Origin of the sequence: Actinomadura sp. WAC 06369, from assembly GCF_003947565.1 — a bacterium.
GTDB lineage: Bacteria > Actinomycetota > Actinomycetes > Streptosporangiales > Streptosporangiaceae > Spirillospora > Spirillospora rifamycini.
Genome location: NZ_QHJN01000186.1, coordinates 1 through 14,171, shown reverse-complemented (window position 1 = coordinate 14,171; position 14,171 = coordinate 1). Strand labels below are relative to the sequence as shown.

The following is a 14,171-nucleotide window of genomic DNA, read 5'->3' as shown; positions in this document are numbered from 1 at the left end:
TCCCTGATCGCCCGCCCGCCCGTCAGCACAGGTCCCGGACGACCGCGTCGGCCAGGAGGCGGCCGCGGCGGGTGAGGACGGCGCGGCCCGCGGCGTACGGGGCCCGTTCGAGGAGGCCGTCGGCGACGAGGCGGCGGACCGCGGCGTCGTCGAGGAGGGCGGTGGGGCAGCCGTCGGCGAGCCGGATCTCGAGCATGATGCGCTCGAAGCGGCGGTCGTCGGCGTCGAGGATCTCGCGGGCGTGGGCGGGGGTGACGCCCTCGGCGAGGCGGGACGCGTAGGCGGCGGGGTGCTTGACGTTCCACCAGCGGGTGCCGCCGACGTGGCTGTGCGCGCCCGGGCCGACGCCCCACCAGTCGGCGCCCGTCCAGTATAGGAGGTTGTGGCGGCAGGCGGCGTCGGGGCCCGTCGCCCAGTTGGAGATCTCGTACCAGTGCAGGCCGTGCGCGGAGAGCAGGTCGTCGGCCAGCAGGTACCGGTCGGCCATGGCGTCGTCGTCGGGCGCCGCCAGCTCGCCGCGGCGGACCTGCGCGGCCAGCCGGGTGCCCTCCTCGACGATCAGCGCGTAGGCGGACACGTGGTCGGGGTCGGACTCCAGGGCCGCCTCCAGGGACGCGCGCCAGTCGTCGTCGGTCTCCCCCGGGGTGCCGTAGATGAGGTCCAGGTTGATGTGCTCGAACCCCGCCTTGCGCGTCCAGTCGACCACCTGCGGGACGCGTCCGGGCGTGTGGGTCCGGTCCAGGACGGCCAGGACGTGCTCGCGCGCGCTCTGCATGCCGTACGAGACGCGGGTGAAGCCGGCCTCGCGGAGCGCGCCGAGGTACGCCTCGTCCACCGACTCGGGGTTCGCCTCGGTGGTGATCTCCGCGTCGGGCGCCAGGCCGAACTCGGCGTCGATCGCGGCGAGGACGCGGCCCAGGTCGTCCGGGGCGAGGAGGGTGGGGGTGCCGCCGCCGACGAAGACCGTCCGGACGGGCAGGTCGGCGTCGCCGAGGACGCGCCGCGCCATCCGGACCTCCGCGACGGCGGTGTCGGCGTAGGAGTCGCGGCTCGCGCCCGGCCCCAGCTCGGCGGCCGTGTAGGTGTTGAAGTCGCAGTAGCCGCAGCGGGTCACGCAGAACGGGACGTGCACGTAGAACGCGAAGGGCCGCGTGCCCAGGCCGTCGAGGGCGCCGGACGGCAGGGCGCCGTCGGCCGGTACGGGGTCGCCGTCGGGCAGGGTCGCGGGCATGCTCCCAGTCTGCCGCGCGCGGGGGCGTGGTCAGGCCAGGCGGAGCTTCTCCCGCAGCCAGCCGGGGATGTACTCGTCGGCGCGCGGGAACCGGTCGAGGTCCTGCGCGTAGGCGGACGGCGGCAGCGGGGGGACGAAGTCGGGTTCCCCGTCGTAGTCGAACTCGGCGCTGAACCGTCCGGACCGTTCGACGCGCAGCCGGGCGGTGAACCACGCGCCCTTCCCCCGCCGGTACATGACGCGGCGCAGTTCGTCCATCTTGCCGACGGCGTGGCCGGGCGGCATGGCGGTGCGGCGCTCCCCGTCGGCGTCGACGATCTCGAAGGACGCGCAGTCGATGCCGACGATGGCGCGGAAGTCCAGCCCGAGGCGCTCCCAGCCGGCGGGGGCCGCCGACCGCAGCGCGCGGACCGCGCCGTTCACCGTGTCCCGCTCCTTGGGGGAACGCAGAACCTGCTCGGAGTGGGCCACCCTCGAACCTCCGCTACCCGTCGCGGCCACTGCCCTCCGACCGTACCGACATCGGCGCCCGGGGCGAACGGCCTGCCGCGTGTCGCGCGGGAACGTCCGCGAGCCGCGCGGACGATCTTGGACGAGCCGGGCGCGAGCCGGGCGGGCGCCGGGCGGGGCGCGCCCCGGATAGGCTCGTCCGATGCGCATCGAGGCGGGGACCGGGCGGCCGCCGGCGCGGGTGCTGCTGCGCGGCGGCCCGGACGGCTGGCACTGCACGGTCGTGGACGACGCGGGCGGCGAGGGCCGCACCGACCTGCCGGCGTCCGGGACGCGCTGGAACCCGGGCGGACGGCGGAACGACCCGGAGCCGCCGTGGTGGCGCGGGCGCCTCGCCGACACGGCGGACGGCCTGCGCCGGCTCGTCGACGAGGGGCTGACGGACGCGACGTTCGGCGCGTTCGGCGCCGAGGCCGCGATCAGCTGGTTCGCCGTCGACGAGCCCGTCGCGTGGGAGGGCCTCGTCACCCTCGCCGAGCCGGATCCGGCGCGGTTCCCCGGGAAGGTGCCGCCGTTCGTCGTCACGCTCGAACCGGGGCGCGGCGCGGTGCTCCCGGACGCGCACCTGCTGTTCTCCACCCGCGCCGCGGACGCGTGGACCACGCTCGACGCCGTCGCCGAGCACTGCGGGACGCCCGCGCCGCGGGACGCGTTCGTGTGCGGCTTCGCCGCGCACCGCAGCGTGCGGGTCGGCCGCGGGTCCCTGGCGCTGTCGACCGAGGAGGGCGCGGACGGCGTCGAGCGGCTCGCCGAGATCGTCGGCACCCGCGGGCCCGGCTGGGGCGGCAACCCGGAGCTGCGCCTGCGCCTGGACGGCGTCGACCTGCTCGACGACCCCGCCGCCGACGTCGTCACCCTCTTCCGGGACCTCGGCCACGAGGTCGTCGAGCGCGGCCGGACGGCGCGGATCCCCGCGATGGGCCTCGGCCTGCACGAGCCGGACCCGCCGGCGCCGCGGGCCGGCCGTTTCACGACGGTCTCCCTGCACTTCCCGTCCGCTCCCGGGCACCGCGGCCGCTGACGGCCCGGGCGTCCGGCCCCGGCCGCCGCGGCCCGCGGACGGCGCGGCGCAACGGATCCGTCACCCGCGAGGAACCGATCCGTCACCGTGCCGCGACCCGGCGGCCCTACGTTCCCGATCATGGGAAGCCGCGCGCGCCACGCCGCCTCGTTTCTGACCGCCGCCCTCGCGGCCGCGCCCCTCGCGCTCGTCCCCGGGACGGCCGCGCGCGCCGCCGCGCCGGGCACGATCGTCCTGGAGCGGGACGGCGGCGCCCGGACGATCGCGTTCACCGCGGACCGGGCCGGGGAGGCGGTGCTCGGCTTCACCGCGGCGGCGCCGGACGTCTCCTGGGGCCGGGCGGGCGCCGAGTCCGCCGTGGTGGCGGTCGCGGTGGACGGGCGGCACGTCACCGACGTCGTCGTCCCGTCGTCCGATCCGGTGCCGCGCGGCTTCGGGCTCGGGCACGTCGAGGAGGGCCCGCACGAGGTCACGCTGCGGTTCGCCGACGCGAGCGCCGCCGCGGCCCGGAGCGTGGCGCTCGCGGCCCCGCGCGTCGCCGTGCCGGAGGCCGGGCAGCTCGCGCTGCGGCACGCGCCGGTGATCGTCGGGCGGACGGGCTGGCCGTTCGGCGACCCGCGGCAGAACGCGCGGACCGACGCGCCGCTCGTCGCGTGGCACGAGACGCGGCCCGCGGCGACCGCCGGGCACCGCGTCATCGAGTACTCGCTGGTGTGGAGCAACGAGGACGGCGGCACCGACACGCCCGGCCTGCTCGCGCGGTGGGGCCGGACGAGCGACATCGAGTGGACGTACCGGGTCGAGGTGGACGCGTCGGGCGCCCGGGTGCCGGGGACCGCCGTCTACCACGGGCCGTTCCACGTCACGCTGAACTTCGCGGGCCGGTACGAGCGGGACCATCCGGTGCTGCAGACGTGCACGCAGAACAACAACCTGTGCGACGTGGTCTCCCCGGGCGCGCCGCTGCGGTTCCTGCCGGACGCGTCCCGCACCCGCCCGGACGGCCGCGCCCGCGAGGCCGTCATGGACCGCGAGCCGTGGACGTACCGGGTGATGGCGCAGGAACTCGTGCGGGAGGGGAAGGTCGAAGCGCCGTCCGACCCCGCGACGCCCGAGGCCGGCGACCCCCGCGCCTACCTGTTCGTCGAGTTCGCCATGGACGTCGGGGCCGGGACGGCGATCGGGTCCGCGCCGGGCCTCGCGCTCGGCGTGCGGCTGAAGGGCGACCCGTCCGTCCTGTACCGGTCCGACCACGGGCGGGCCGACCGGACGATCGGGCGCGACGGGGCCGTCGCCACCGCCGTCGAGCTGCCGCCGGGCACCCGGCCGTCCGACATCGCGAGCGTGGAGGCCGTGCGGCGGCCGACCGGGCTCGGCAACGACCGCGCCCCGATCACCGTCACCGCGATCCACCGGGCCTTCATGCTGGACGACGCGTTCCTGCCGGGCCCGTCCGCGCTCACCTGGGACGGGGCCGTCGCGCTCACGCCCGCGGAGCCGTCGGCCGTCCTGTGGCGCGGGTGATCCCCGCCGCAATTCGGGAACCGGCGCGAACTTCGGGCGCGTCCAAGGAGTCGTAGAGTTCACCACCGAACCACGGACGGCGAAGGCGCGACGTCGGAGAGGAGCCCGCCATGGCCTACGGGCCTCCCCCCTCGCAGGGCCAGGGACAGCCCGGGCAGGCACCCTGGCAGCAGCCCGGCAACCTGTGGCAGCAGCAGCAGCCGCCCGGCGCACCGCCGCCCGGGCCCGCACCCGGTCCCGGCCCGCAGCAGCCGCCCGGGCGGCCGCCGCGGACGCGGCCGATGCCCGGCCACTACGGCCCGGTCGCCGACGACGAGCGGACCTGGTCGCTGATGGCCTACGTCGGGCAGTTCCTCGTCGGCGCGATCGCGCCGGCGATCGTCTACCTCGGCAAGCCGCGCTCGGCGTTCGCCCGGCGGCACGCCGCGCAGGGCCTCAACATGGGGCTGGCGGCCCTTGCCGTCTGGATCGTCGGCGGGCTGCTGTCGCTGGCCGTGGAAGTGCTCATCTGGGTGCCGCTGGTCTTCACCGCGGTCGTGATGTTCTTCCTGGTGTACGCGGGACGGGCCGCCAACCGCGGCGAGTTCCGGCGCGTGCCGGTCCCGGTGGCGTGGCCGCTGATCAAGAAGTAGCGACGGGCGGGCCCCGGTCCCGGGGAGCCGAGCGCTCCCGCCGGGCCGGGGCCCGCCCCGACGCGCACGCCTACTTCTTGCCCTTGTCTCCGGTCTCGCTCCCGCCGCCGGTGGACAGCGCCGCGACGAAGGCTTCCTGCGGGACGTCCACCCGCCCGATGGTCTTCATCCGCTTCTTGCCCTCCTTCTGCTTCTCCAGCAGCTTCCGCTTGCGGGAGATGTCGCCGCCGTAGCACTTGGCGAGGACGTCCTTGCGGATGGCGCGGATGTTCTCCCGGGCGATGATGCGGGCGCCCACGGCCGCCTGGATCGGCACCTCGTACTGCTGCCGCGGGATCAGCTCCTTGAGCTTCGCCGTCATCATCAGCCCGTACTCGCGGGACTTCTCCCGGTGGACGATCTGGCTGAACGCGTCGACGGACTCGCCCTGCAGCAGGATGTCGACCTTCACCAGGTCGGACTCCTTCTCCCCGCTGGGCTCGTAGTCCAGCGAGGCGTACCCGCGGGTCCGCGTCTTGAGCTGGTCGTAGAAGTCGAAGATGATCTCGGCGAGCGGCAGCGTGTAGCGGATCTCGACCCGTTCGGGCGACAGGTAGTCCATGCCGAGCAGCTCGCCGCGCCGCCCCTGGCACAGCTCCATGATCGCGCCGATGTGCTCGGACGGCGACAGCAGCGTCGCCTTCACGATCGGCTCGTACACCGCGCCGACCTTGCCCTCGGGGAACTCGCTGGGGTTCGTGACGACGTGCTCGGTGCCGTCCTCCATCACCGCGCGGTACACGACGTTCGGCGCGGTGGAGATCAGCGACAGGTTGAACTCGCGCTCCAGCCGCTCCCGGACGATCTCCATGTGCAGGAGCCCGAGGAACCCGCAGCGGAACCCGAACCCGAGCGCCGCCGACGTCTCCGGCTCGTACACCAGCGCGGCGTCGTTCAGCCGCAGCTTCTCCAGCGCCTCGCGCAGGTCGGGGTACTGGTCGCCGTCCACCGGGTACAGGCCGGAGAACACCATCGGCTTCGGGTCCTGGTAGCCGCCGAGCGGCTCGGGCGCCGCCTTGGACGCGGTCGTCACGGTGTCGCCGACGCGCGCCTGCCGGACGTCCTTCACCCCGGTGATCAGGTAGCCGACCTCGCCGACGCCGAGCCCGCCGACCGGCTTGGGCTCCGGCGCGATCACGCCGACCTCGAGGGTCTCGTGCGCGGCGCCCGTCGACATCATCAGGCTCTTCTCGCGGCGCGACAGGTGCCCGTCGATGATCCGGACGTACGTGACGACGCCCCGGTAGGTGTCGTACACCGAGTCGAAGATCAGCGCGCGGGCCGGGCCGTCCGGGTCGCCGACCGGCGCCGGGACCGTCTCGACGATCCGGTCCAGCAGCTCGGCGACGCCCTCGCCCGTCTTGCCGGACACCCGCAGGACGTCGGACGGGTCGCAGCCGATGATGCCCGCGATCTCCTCGGCGTACTTGTCGGGCTGCGCCGCGGGCAGGTCGATCTTGTTGAGGACCGGGATCAGGTGCAGGTCGGCCTCGATCGCCAGGTACAGGTTCGCGAGCGTCTGCGCCTCGATGCCCTGCGCCGCGTCCACCAGCAGGACCGCGCCCTCGCACGCCGCCAGCGACCGCGACACCTCGTAGGAGAAGTCGACGTGGCCGGGGGTGTCGATCAGGTTCAGGACGTGCTCGACGCCGTCGCGCGTCCACGGCAGCCGGACCGCCTGGCTCTTGATCGTGATGCCGCGCTCGCGCTCGATGTCCATGCGGTCGAGGTACTGGGCGCGCATCTGGCGCTCCTCGACGACGCCGGTCAACTGCAGCATCCGGTCCGCCAGCGTCGACTTTCCATGGTCGATGTGCGCGATGATGCAGAAGTTGCGGATGATCGCGGGATCGGTCTTGTTGGGCTCAGGCGCTGCCACCGGGGTCCGTTTCGCAAACTCACTCGGGGTGTGGACATGGGTTCTGTACCTCCCATGGTCCCATGCCCCGCGCGATGCTCCGTGCACGGCCCGGTTTGGGGCGGGCCCCGGTGATTGCTAAGCTGTGCGACTGCGTGTGGCGTACCGTCGTGCCCCGGGGGCACCGACACCGACCGCCCCCGTCAGACATTTCGTCAGAGCCTGCCGGCGCGCAGGCGAGGATCGCGACCCAAGCTGAGGCACTACGACGTGGCTAACATCAAGTCCCAGATCAAGCGCAACAAGCAGAACGAGAAGGCCCGCCTGCGCAACAAGGCCGTCAAGTCCGAGCTGAAGACGGCGATCCGCAAGTTCCGCGAGGCCGCCGACGCCGGCAACGTCGAGGGCGCCGTCGCCGCGCAGCGCAGCGCCGCCCGCAAGCTCGACAAGGCCGCCAGCAAGGGCGTCATCCACAAGAACCAGGCCGCGAACCGCAAGTCGGCGATCGCCAAGCGCACCGCCGAGCTGCAGGCCAAGTAAGGCCGCACCACGCGTCCGGGGCCGGTCCGCACGGACCGGCCCCGAAGCGTGTCCGGAGACGGGACGATGGACGAGCGGGAGCCGGGCGAGGACGAGCGCCGCGCCGTGCGGGTCTCGAAGTACCTCGCCCGCCACCTGCGGCACCGCCCCGGCGACATCGGCCTCGTGCTCGACCGGGAGGGCTGGGCCGACGTCGGCGAACTCCTCGCGGCCGCCGCGCGGCACGGCTTCCCCATCGGGCGCGGCGAACTCGAACGGGTCGTGGCGTCCGACGGCAAGGGCCGCTACGCCCTCGACGGCGACCGGATCCGCGCCGTGCAGGGCCACTCGGTGCCCGTCGAGCTGAACCTTCCCGTCACTCCCCCGCCGGACCTGCTGTACCACGGCACCGTCGGACGGTCCGTCGCCGCGATCAGGCGCGAGGGCCTGCGGCCGATGGGGCGCCACGCCGTCCACCTGTCCCCCGACCGCGAGACGGCGCTGCGGGTGGGCGCGCGCCGCGGCGTCCCGGTCGTCCTCGTCGTGCGGGCCGGCCGGATGGCCGCCGACGGGCACGAGTTCCGCGTCACCTCGAACGGGGTGTGGCTGACCGCGTCCGTTCCGCCCCGATATCTCTGCTGAGCCGCCGCGCGACGTCCGTCCAGGCGGGGACGTGCCGCACCCAGTCCGGCGCGGTCTCCTGCGGGCCGAACAGGTACAGGTGCGGGACGGTCCCGCGCAGGGCCCGGTGCACGTCGAGCCGATCGTCGATCATGTGGGTGATCCCGAGTTCCGCGCAGTGCACGGCCTTCTCCGCGCGTTTCCTGCAGAAGCGCACGTTCTCCCGCGGGAGGCCCGTCCGGCGGTAGAAGTCGTGGTGGTCGAGCCAGGCGAGCGTCCGCGCCCGCACCCGGTCGCCCGCCTTGGAGATGATCCAGGCGCGCCCGCCGACGAGCGCGACCAGCTCCGGCAGGACGTCGAACGCGCCGTCCGTCGCCGGGGACGCCAGCGCCTCCTCCAGCGAGCCGCCGAGGAACGCCGTGTCCGCGCGCCCCGGCGCCCGCGCGCCGCCCTGGATCACCCTGCCGAAGTCGATGCCGAGCCGAGGTTCGATGGTCATGCCACGACCTTCCGGCATCCGGCGCTCGAACAGAACTATGGATCTCGCGCCCGGCTATAGTCCATGGCTATGGACCTGGACCGGGTGTCCACCGACGCGCTCGCCTCGTTCGCGGTGTTCGCCGACCACCTCAACTTCACCCGCGCCGCCGAGGAACTGCACATCTCGCAGCCCGCCCTGCACGTCAAGGTGCGGAAACTCGCCGAGACGCTCGGCCGCCCGCTCTACACGCGGCACGGGCGGCGCCTCGCGCTGACCCCGGCGGGCGAGGCCGCCGCCCGGTTCGCCCGCGACCTCGACGCCCGCGTCGCGTCCTTCCTCGCCGACCTGCACGGCACCGCCCGCGCGCCCACGCTGGCCGCCGGGGAGGGCGCCTACCTGTACCTGCTGGGCGGCGTCGTCCGGCCCGGAGTCCGGCTGATCAACGGGGACCGGCCCCGCACCCTCGCCGCCGTCCGCACCGGCCGCGCCGACGTGGGCGTCGCCGTCCTCGACGTCCTGCCCGCCGACCTCACCGCCACCGTGCTCGCCACGTACCCGCAGGTCCTCGTCATGCCCGCGGACCATCCGCTCGCCGCCTCCCCCGCCCTCTCCCTCGCCGACCTCGCCGGCGCGGCCCTGATCGTCCCGCCGCCCACCGGCCCGCACCGGGTCGCCCTCGAACGCGCCCTGCGCGCCGCGGACGTCCCCTGGTCGGTCGCCGTCGAGGCCGAGGGGTGGCCGCTGATGCTGCACTTCGTCGCCCTCGGCGTCGGCCTCGCCGTCGTGAACGGCTGCGTCGCCCCTTCCCCCGGACTGGTCGCCCGCGAGATCATCGACCTCCCCGCCGTCGCCTACCACGCCCTGCACCAGCCGTCCCGCGCCGACGACCCGCTCGTCACCGACCTGCTGTCGGCCATCCGCGCCGGCCTCCGGAGTCCCTGATGCGTTTCGAGATCACCGTCGACGTCGCCGCTCCACCCGAACGGGTCTGGAACCTCCTGTCCGACGTCGAACGGCTGCCCGCCCTGACCCCGTCGATGGAGAGCGTCGAACTGCTCGACGGCCCTCTCCGGGCCGGCGCGCGCGCCCGCGTCCGGCAGCCGCGCCTCGCCCGGGCCGTGTGGACGGTCACCGAGTTCACCGACGGCGAGTCGTTCACCTGGGAGTCGCGCGCCCCGGGGGTGACCACCACCGGCGGGCACCTGGTCCGACCCGCCGCGGACGGCGCGACCCTGCACCTCACGCTCGTCCAGTCGGGCCCGCTCGCCCCCGTGCTCGGCCTGCTCTTCGGCCGCCGCGCCCGCGCCTACGTCACGATGGAGGCGAACGGCGTGAAGAAAGCCGCCGAAACGGCCTAACCCGGACGCTCCTCCGTGGGCAGCCACGCCCCGTGCAGCCCCAGCGCCACGCGCACCGGGACGCGGACGCGCGCGACGGGGCCGCCGCCGGGGTCCCCGTCCGCGAACACGAGCAGCAGCGAGGCGAGGTCGGTGCGGTCGGTGGCGAAGGTCAGCCAGTAGCCGCCGTCGGCGCCCGGCGCGAAGACCGGCTCGCCGACCGAGAGGTCCCCCGCCTCCCACGTCCGGACGTCCAGGCCGTCGCCCCGCACGTCGTACCAGCGCAGCGCGCCGTACTCGCCGGGCAGCAGGTCCCGCGCCCGCCCGCTCCCGGCCGCCGCGGCGATCCGGCGGTGCGGACCGGTGAGGTCCCGGTCGTCCACGCGGGGGAACTCCACGCGCGCGTCGTCCAGCAGGTCCCGCCGCACCGTCCCGGCGTCCGGGTCGAGGACGGCGCGGGCGAGGCCGTGCGGCGCCCCGCCGGGCGCCGCCGGGCGCGGGCCGAGCCCGGGAGCGGGCCACTGCACGTAGTCGAGCACGACCCGTCCCCCGGCGTCGTGGGCGTTGACGGTGTGCCACACCCAGAAGGCGTCGTCGTGCGCCCACCGCACGGGACCGCCGTCGCGCGGGATCAGCGCGATCCGCGTGCCCCGCCCGGGCCGCCAGTCCAGGCCCGCACTCGTCCAGACGGAACCGCACCCACCTCACCAAGCGGACGCCCCAGCGCACCGCGCACGAACCAGCCGCAGGCGCGCTCCGAGCACCCACCACCCCGGGCGACGTCCGGCGGGAAGCCCGGCCGGCCGTCAGCCACGGGCGGCGACGATCTCCATAGCCGTCCACACCAACGCGCGCGGCGCACCACCGGCCCGCGCGGCGCGATGCCCCGCCGCGTGCTGCAAGCGGAAGCCGCATCCGCTTCATGAGCCGGACGCCAGCAGCCACGTGATGCGGGCACCGGCCTCGGACGGCGCGATGCCAGGCCGCGCTCGTCCAGGCGGAGTCGGCGTCGGTTCTGCCGAGCGGACGTTCCTCGCGCGCGGCGCACGGGCGGGCAGCAGGCGGGGCCCTATCGAGAGCCCGGCCGGGCCGTCAGCCGCGGGCGGCGACGATTTTTGCGACCGTTCGCTCCAGCGCGTATGCGGGGTCGGCGGCGGCGCCCTTGACGGCCGCGTCGGCCTCGGCGACGGCCGTCATCGCCTGCGCGACGCCGTCCGCGGACCAGGCCCGGAGCTGCTTCTGCACGCGGTCGATCTTCCACGGGGGCATGCCCAGGTCCTTGGCGAGGGCCGCGCCGCGGGCGCCTCGCGGCGCGCCGCCCACCTTGGCGAGCCCGCGGACGCCCTGCGCCAGCGCGCTCACGATCAGCACCGGGGGGACGCCCGTCGCGAGCGCCCACCGGAGCTGCTCGAGCGCGTCGGCGAGCCGGCCCTCGATGGCCTTGTCCGCGACCGTGAAGCCGCTGACCTCCGCCCGTCCCCGGTAGTACCGGGCCACCGCGGCGTCGTCGATCTTCCCGCCCGTGTCGGCGACGAGCTGGCTGCACGCCGCCGCCAGCTCCCGCAGGTCGTTCCCGACGGCGTCGATCAGCCCGCGCGCGCCGTCCGCCGAGATCTTGCCGCCCGCGTCGCGGATCTCGGCGCGGACGAAGTCGACCCGTTCGCCGACCTTGGTCACCTTCGGGCACGTGATCTTGCGTGCCTTGAGCTTCGTCAGCCCGTCCACCAGCGCCTTGCCCTTGGCGCCCCCGGGGTGCAGGGCCACGAGGACCACGTCGTCGGCGGGCGTCTTGGCGTACTTCAGCACCTCCGCGGTGAGGTCCTTGCCGAGGTCCTGCGCCGAGCGGATGACGAGCACCTTGCCGCCGCCGAACAGCGACGGCGACGTCAGCTCCGAGATCCGTCCGGGTTCCAGCCCCCCGGGCGCGAGATCGATCACCTCGGTGTCCGGGTCCCCCGCCCGCGCGGACGCGACGATGTCGCCGACCGCGCGCTCGACCAGCAGCTCTTCGTCACCGACGACCAGGATGATGGGCTCAACCGACACACCAGCAGCATGCCACGCCCCCGCACCCGCCCGCGCCAGACGCACGCGACGGGTCATTCCCGGGAGACGGTGGCGACGCCGGCGGCGGTGGGGACGACGGCGATGTCTCCTTCGCGGTCGGTGCGGTGGACGCGGACGCGCAGGTCGCGCAGGAGGGCGAGGGTCGCGGGCGACGGGTGGCCGTAGTCGTTGCCGCGTCCGACGGAGATGAGCGCGACGGACGCCCGCGCCGCCGCCAGGAAGCGGCGGTCCTGGCTGCGGGACCCGTGGTGCGGGACCTTCAGGACCTGGACGGGCGGCACGGCGCCCGCGAGGACGCGCTGGGCGTCGGCCTCGATGTCGCCCGCGAGCAGGGCGCTGAACCCCGGGCCGCGCGCCACCAGCACGACGCTCGCGTTGTTGATGGTGCTGCCGTCGTCGCCCCGGGACAGCGGCGGGCCGGTCGCGAGGGGCGCGATGACCGCGAGGGCGAGGTCGCCGACGCGCCAGGTCTGGCCGGGCAGGGCGGGGCGGGCGGGGACGCCGCGGGCCGTGCGGGCGGCGCGACCGGACGTGCGCGGGGTCGTCAGGACCCGCCGGACCGTGCGGCCGTCGCGGACGCCGGGCGTCCCGTCCACGTGGTCGGCGTGCGGGTGGGTGATGACCAGGAGCGGGACGTCGGAGATCCGCAGGCGGTCGAGGCAGGCGTCGACCGGGCCCGGTTCGGGACCCGCGTCGACCACGACCGCGCGGCCGGGCCCGGCCGCGAGGACGACGGCGTCGCCCTGCCCGACGTCGCAGGCCACCATCCGCCAGCCGGGCGGGGGCCATCCGGGCGCCGTGACCCGCAGGGCGATCACCGCGACGAGGATCCCGGTCAGGAGGGCGGCCACGACGAGCCGTGCGCGGGAGCTGCGCAGGACGAGCACGACCGCGGCCGCCGCCGCCAGCAGGCTCGCGGCGCCGAGCCCGCCCGCGAGCCAGGGCACCGTGGCGTACGGGAGGTCGGCGGTGACGCGCGCGACCCCGATGATCCAGCCGACGGCGAGGCCCGCGGGGCGGACGAGCAGCCGGGCGAGCGGCGGCGAGAGCGGCGCGACCACGGCGGCGAGCGCACCGAGCAGCGTGGCGGGCGCCACGGCGGGCGCGGCCAGCAGGTTGGCGAGCACCGACACGACACCGACCTCTCCGGACAGCGTGACGAGGATCGGGGCGACGGCCGTCTGCGCCGCCGCGGCGACCGCGAGGGCGTCCGCCAGCGGCCCGGGGAGGCGGCGGGCGAGCCGCTCCCGCCAGGGCGGCGCGAGCACGAGCAGCCCCGCGGTCGCCGCGACCGACAGCGCGAACCCGTACGAGCGCGCCAGCGCGGGGTCGATCAGGACGAGCAGCAGCACCGCGGCGCCGAGGGCGGGCAGTCCCTGGCGGCGCCGCCCGGCGAGCAGGGCGAGCAGCCCCACGACGCCCATGACGGCCGCGCGCAGGACGCTCGGGTCCGGCCGCGCCACGATGACGAACGCGCAGACGGCGACGACGGCGAGGGGCGGCGCGCGGCGGCCGAGCCCCACGAGGCGGCACAGGCCCACGACCGCGCCGATCACGATCGCGAGGTTCGCGCCGGACACGACGAGGAGGTGCGTGAGACCGGCCGTGCGGAAGTCGTCGGCGAGGTCGGGCGGGATGCGGGACGTGTCGCCGACGACCATCGCGGGCAGCACTCCGCGCTGCCCCGGCGGGAGGACGTCCGTGGCCGCGCGCAGCTCGGCGCGGACGACCTCGGCGGCCCGCTGCACCCCGGACGGCGGCGACAGCACGGACGGCGCCCCGCGGACGAGCACCACGGCCGCCAGGAGCCGGTCGTCGCGGGGCTCGCGGAACCTGCCGGTGAACCGCACCCGCTGGCTGGGCACGAGGTCGAGCCGCCGGTGGCCGTGCACGATGAGCAGGACCGGGACGCGGACGTCGGTGCCCCGCACGCGCTCCACGCGCGCCCGGATCGTGATCGTCCGCCGTGTCCCGCCGGTGGCCTGCGGGTCGCCGGTGACGACGGCCTCGGCGGTCGCGGTGCGTCCGGCGCGGGCCAGGTCGGGCACCGGGCCGGTGCCGACCGCGGTGGCGCGCAGCGCGACACCGGCCGCGGCCGCCGCGGCGCAGGCGAGCACCGCTCCGAGGAAGAGGGGGCGCGCCCCGGGCCGGCGCGGGACGAGAACGGCGACGGCCGCGAGCGCCGCGCCGGCCGCAAGGGCGTAGGACACCGCCGGCGCGAACCCGATGGCCACCGCGGCGGTGAGCCACGCCGCCAGGGCCGGGACGACGAGCCGCACATCATGCGTCATCCCGCTCCCCCCCGTTCCCGCCGCTCCCCAGCTCCCGGCG

General features: G+C 75.7%; 14 protein-coding genes. 7 read left to right on the top strand and 7 right to left on the bottom strand.

The window, feature by feature from the left end; all coding sequences use genetic code 11:
• Window positions 1–22 precede the first annotated feature (22 nt).
• Together hemW and DMH08_RS33605 are read right to left on the bottom strand one after the other, a co-directional pair.
• Complete coding sequence (gene hemW / locus DMH08_RS33610) at window positions 23–1,231, bottom strand: radical SAM family heme chaperone HemW (RefSeq protein ID WP_026405566.1); 1,209 nt, start codon at window positions 1,229–1,231, stop codon at window positions 23–25.
• Window positions 1,232–1,261: 30 nt separating this feature from the next.
• Complete coding sequence (locus tag DMH08_RS33605; RefSeq protein ID WP_026405565.1) at window positions 1,262–1,702, bottom strand: hypothetical protein; 441 nt, start codon at window positions 1,700–1,702, stop codon at window positions 1,262–1,264.
• A gap of 181 nt (window positions 1,703–1,883) precedes the next feature.
• Between DMH08_RS33605 and DMH08_RS33600 the strand changes: the two genes are divergently transcribed.
• The 3 genes from DMH08_RS33600 (at window position 1,884) to DMH08_RS33590 (ending at window position 4,918) form a co-directional block, all read left to right on the top strand.
• Entirely contained in the window at window positions 1,884–2,762 is an 879-nt protein-coding gene (locus DMH08_RS33600) for a hypothetical protein (RefSeq protein ID WP_026405564.1), read from the top strand.
• A gap of 120 nt (window positions 2,763–2,882) precedes the next feature.
• Entirely contained in the window at window positions 2,883–4,286 is a 1,404-nt protein-coding gene (locus tag DMH08_RS33595) for a hypothetical protein (RefSeq protein ID WP_125620066.1), read from the top strand.
• A 110-nt stretch (window positions 4,287–4,396) separates the two neighbouring features.
• Complete coding sequence (locus tag DMH08_RS33590) at window positions 4,397–4,918, top strand: DUF4870 domain-containing protein (RefSeq protein WP_084551157.1); 522 nt, start codon at window positions 4,397–4,399, stop codon at window positions 4,916–4,918.
• Between the two features lie 70 nt (window positions 4,919–4,988).
• Here the strand turns inward: DMH08_RS33590 and lepA are convergent, their stop codons facing one another.
• Window positions 4,989–6,836, bottom strand: coding sequence for a translation elongation factor 4 (gene lepA, locus DMH08_RS33585; protein ID WP_026405562.1), 1,848 nt, complete (start codon window positions 6,834–6,836; stop codon window positions 4,989–4,991).
• 249 nt (window positions 6,837–7,085) lie between these two features.
• Between lepA and rpsT the strand changes: the two genes are divergently transcribed.
• Window positions 7,086–7,355 (top strand): 30S ribosomal protein S20, encoded by a 270-nt coding sequence (rpsT, locus tag DMH08_RS33580; protein ID WP_026405561.1) that lies wholly within the window; start codon window positions 7,086–7,088, stop codon window positions 7,353–7,355.
• A gap of 66 nt (window positions 7,356–7,421) precedes the next feature.
• The gene (locus DMH08_RS33575; RefSeq protein ID WP_026405560.1) at window positions 7,422–7,976 is read left to right on the top strand and encodes an RNA 2'-phosphotransferase; all 555 of its coding nucleotides are present in this window, start codon (window positions 7,422–7,424) and stop codon (window positions 7,974–7,976) included.
• Here the strand turns inward: DMH08_RS33575 and DMH08_RS33570 are convergent.
• Window positions 7,921–8,454, bottom strand: coding sequence for a hypothetical protein (locus DMH08_RS33570; RefSeq protein WP_034521266.1), 534 nt, complete (start codon window positions 8,452–8,454; stop codon window positions 7,921–7,923). The genes DMH08_RS33575 and DMH08_RS33570 overlap by 56 nt on opposite strands.
• Window positions 8,455–8,523: 69 nt before the next feature.
• Here DMH08_RS33570 and DMH08_RS33565 point away from each other — a divergent pair, with 69 nt between their 5' ends.
• Together DMH08_RS33565 and DMH08_RS33560 are read left to right on the top strand one after the other, a co-directional pair.
• Entirely contained in the window at window positions 8,524–9,378 is an 855-nt protein-coding gene (locus DMH08_RS33565; protein ID WP_125620064.1) for a LysR family transcriptional regulator, read from the top strand.
• Window positions 9,378–9,794: an SRPBCC family protein gene (locus DMH08_RS33560; protein ID WP_125620062.1), complete on the top strand. Its 417-nt coding sequence runs from the start codon at window positions 9,378–9,380 to the stop codon at window positions 9,792–9,794. The genes DMH08_RS33565 and DMH08_RS33560 overlap by 1 nt, the downstream gene beginning before the upstream one ends.
• Here the strand turns inward: DMH08_RS33560 and DMH08_RS33555 are convergent.
• The 3 genes from DMH08_RS33555 to DMH08_RS33545 all read right to left on the bottom strand — a co-directional run bounded on the left by DMH08_RS33555 (window position 9,791) and on the right by DMH08_RS33545 (window position 14,131).
• Window positions 9,791–10,444, bottom strand: a complete 654-nt coding sequence (locus DMH08_RS33555) for a carotenoid oxygenase family protein (protein ID WP_125620060.1) — start codon at window positions 10,442–10,444, stop codon at window positions 9,791–9,793. The genes DMH08_RS33560 and DMH08_RS33555 overlap by 4 nt on opposite strands.
• 421 nt (window positions 10,445–10,865) lie before the next feature.
• A complete protein-coding gene (holA, locus tag DMH08_RS33550) occupies window positions 10,866–11,819 on the bottom strand; it encodes a DNA polymerase III subunit delta (protein WP_026405557.1) in 954 nt (317 codons plus the stop codon).
• A 53-nt stretch (window positions 11,820–11,872) separates the two neighbouring features.
• Entirely contained in the window at window positions 11,873–14,131 is a 2,259-nt protein-coding gene (locus tag DMH08_RS33545) for a ComEC/Rec2 family competence protein (RefSeq protein ID WP_125620058.1), read from the bottom strand.
• Between the last annotated feature and the right edge of the window lie 40 nt (window positions 14,132–14,171).

What these genes read in the sequence shown, in the direction of transcription:
- DMH08_RS33590 (WP_084551157.1), top strand. Translation starts at nt 4,397, where the DNA reads ATGGCCTACGGGCCTCCCCCCTCGCAGGGCCAGGGACAGCCCGGGCAG.
- DMH08_RS33600 (WP_026405564.1), top strand. Translation starts at nt 1,884, where the DNA reads ATGCGCATCGAGGCGGGGACCGGGCGGCCGCCGGCGCGGGTGCTGCTG.
- DMH08_RS33595 (WP_125620066.1), top strand. Translation starts at nt 2,883, where the DNA reads ATGGGAAGCCGCGCGCGCCACGCCGCCTCGTTTCTGACCGCCGCCCTC.
- DMH08_RS33545 (WP_125620058.1), bottom strand. Translation starts at nt 14,131, where the DNA reads ATGACGCATGATGTGCGGCTCGTCGTCCCGGCCCTGGCGGCGTGGCTC.
- DMH08_RS33575 (WP_026405560.1), top strand. Translation starts at nt 7,422, where the DNA reads ATGGACGAGCGGGAGCCGGGCGAGGACGAGCGCCGCGCCGTGCGGGTC.
- DMH08_RS33570 (WP_034521266.1), bottom strand. Translation starts at nt 8,454, where the DNA reads ATGACCATCGAACCTCGGCTCGGCATCGACTTCGGCAGGGTGATCCAG.
- hemW (WP_026405566.1), bottom strand. Translation starts at nt 1,231, where the DNA reads ATGCCCGCGACCCTGCCCGACGGCGACCCCGTACCGGCCGACGGCGCC.
- DMH08_RS33560 (WP_125620062.1), top strand. Translation starts at nt 9,378, where the DNA reads ATGCGTTTCGAGATCACCGTCGACGTCGCCGCTCCACCCGAACGGGTC.
- DMH08_RS33565 (WP_125620064.1), top strand. Translation starts at nt 8,524, where the DNA reads ATGGACCTGGACCGGGTGTCCACCGACGCGCTCGCCTCGTTCGCGGTG.